This is a genomic window from Nitrosomonas sp. Nm34, from assembly GCF_900113925.1.
GTDB lineage: Bacteria > Pseudomonadota > Gammaproteobacteria > Burkholderiales > Nitrosomonadaceae > Nitrosomonas.
Genome location: NZ_FORD01000135.1, coordinates 1 through 1,849 on the forward strand (window position 1 = coordinate 1; position 1,849 = coordinate 1,849).

The following is a 1,849-nucleotide window of genomic DNA, read 5'->3' on the forward strand; positions in this document are numbered from 1 at the left end:
GATGCACCGCGCACGCACGGTTATGCACCTGCTGGCCAGAGATGCCATGGCACCCATGACTGGCATGCGCCAGGTCGTATCAACGCGATTGGCGCTCTGATCGGAAAACTATTGCTCACCGTTAGCCTGTTTTCAATCAATATCAATGCCGATGTGTTTCACGGATGGGCGATGCAGGACCTGCTGCCTAATTGCCGTCATATGCCGTCGTTGTGATGGACAATGCCACTTTCCATAAGAGGCAGAATACGCAAGAGGCCATACAAAACGCTGGGCACACCCTTGAATATTTGCCCGCTTATTCTCCTGATCTAAACCTCATCGAACATAAATGGGCACAGGCCAAAGCACTGCGTAGACAACAAAACCAGACCGTTGAGATGTTCTTCAAATTCTATACATTCTGAATCATTCTTAACTGGTTAGGCTATATACTGATTATCTGATCAGTAACAACGGTTATGCAACAGCGACAGGTTTGTCGGCGATGCTGGATGGCGAAGTCAGTCATGACCACGTGCCGCGTTTTTTATCGGAGTGGGATTACACCTCGAAAGATTTATGGCGGCAGGTTAAATCGACCGTGCGGCAGGTTGAGCGCGAGGCTGGCTGTCTGATTTTTGATGACACGATTCAAGAGAAAGCATGGACGGATGAGAACGAGATCATGTGCTGGCATTATGATCTTGGCAAAGGACGGGCGGTAAAAGGGATTAACGCGCTCAATGCCTTCACAATGGCGAAGTATTCGTGCCGGTCGCCTTTAGAGTGATCCACAAACCGATCCAGTTCTGTGATGTAACGACACGGCAAGTCAAGCGTGCCAGCGTGGTGACTAAAAATGAACTGATGCGGGAAATGCTGATTACCTGTGTGCTGAATGCGATAAAGTTCCGTTTTATGTCGAACTCACGTTATGTAAGAAAAGGCGAAATTTCCGCCCCCATACTTGGGCTAATATCAGGCATCTAGAAAACTCTCTCAAAGAGAGTCTGGAAGAGGTTGGCATGCATCGAAAAATGCACAAGATCAGCAAAGACAAGATTTCAGTTTACTAGCTGAATAGATCATAAACTCTCAATTAATTAATAACCACCTAAAAAAGCACCTGATTTCTACCAATTAGGGAACCTTAAAACGGCCGCGATATCAATTATTCATATAGATTTTGTTTTTTTGTTTTCTCTTATCCGTATCCGCTAACATAGAGATAGCTAGCTCGCTACATAAGTATTTGTAATTTATATAGCTCTGCAAATTGATTTACATCAAATTATTACTTGTCCACAATTTCTGTGGATAACTTGGTGGGCACCTTGTAAATACTGTTGCTAAGATGATTATTTATAATAACCTTTTCTAGTTCGATTAAAATTTAAATACATATTAATATTATTTGTTATCAATTATTTATTGTTTTATTGTTTATTTCGGTAGTTTTAATTGATTCAAGACGCTTTTTAGAAAACAATGTGGATTACTTCAGGATGTCAATAAAAAATACAGTCTATAGCTTTTTTAGATACATGGTTTTCAGTGCACTTTTACCAGACTGATAAAATTTAGGCAGCTTGCAGGTGAATAAAATAGAGTTTTCGTACAGGCACTATTTAGAATGACTCTTACATTAAATTAAAAAATGTGCACATTATTTATTTCTTATATAGAAAGCATAGCCAAATCAGCGTAGTGGAATATAAATAATACTCCTTAAAATGGGCCTGAATCTTATAACCAACTCTAGGGTCTGTTGACATTTCACATAGGTAGCCACAGATATCCACACGCTATGGCTACCATACTTTCATAATTTCGCTTCAGCTTGTCGTATCGTGTCGCTATTGCCCGG

General features: G+C 40.9%; 4 protein-coding genes and 1 pseudogene. 4 read left to right on the plus strand and 1 reads right to left on the minus strand.

The window, feature by feature from the left end:
• From BM283_RS19770 to BM283_RS19785, 4 genes are all read left to right on the plus strand, one after another.
• The coding region (locus tag BM283_RS19770; protein WP_302848316.1) for a hypothetical protein at window positions 1-216 on the plus strand (216 nt) is incomplete at its 5' end.
• Window positions 216-407 (plus strand): transposase, encoded by a 192-nt coding sequence (locus BM283_RS19775; protein WP_217646609.1) that lies wholly within the window; start codon window positions 216-218, stop codon window positions 405-407. The genes BM283_RS19770 and BM283_RS19775, both read left to right, overlap by 1 nt.
• Before the next feature lie 80 nt (window positions 408-487).
• Window positions 488-772, plus strand: coding sequence for a hypothetical protein (locus BM283_RS19780; protein ID WP_217646610.1), 285 nt, complete (start codon window positions 488-490; stop codon window positions 770-772).
• Complete coding sequence (locus tag BM283_RS19785; protein ID WP_217646611.1) at window positions 751-972, plus strand: hypothetical protein; 222 nt, start codon at window positions 751-753, stop codon at window positions 970-972. Before BM283_RS19780 ends, BM283_RS19785 begins: the two co-directional genes overlap by 22 nt.
• A 786-nt stretch (window positions 973-1,758) precedes the next feature.
• Here BM283_RS19785 and BM283_RS18510 read toward each other — a convergent pair.
• Window positions 1,759-1,849, minus strand: a pseudogene (locus BM283_RS18510) (IS5/IS1182 family transposase); the annotation flags it as partial.

Coding starts and splice junctions, on each gene's coding strand:
- BM283_RS19775 (WP_217646609.1), top strand. CDS start 216: ATGGACAATGCCACTTTCCATAAGAGGCAGAATACGCAAGAGGCCATA.
- BM283_RS19780 (WP_217646610.1), top strand. CDS start 488: ATGCTGGATGGCGAAGTCAGTCATGACCACGTGCCGCGTTTTTTATCG.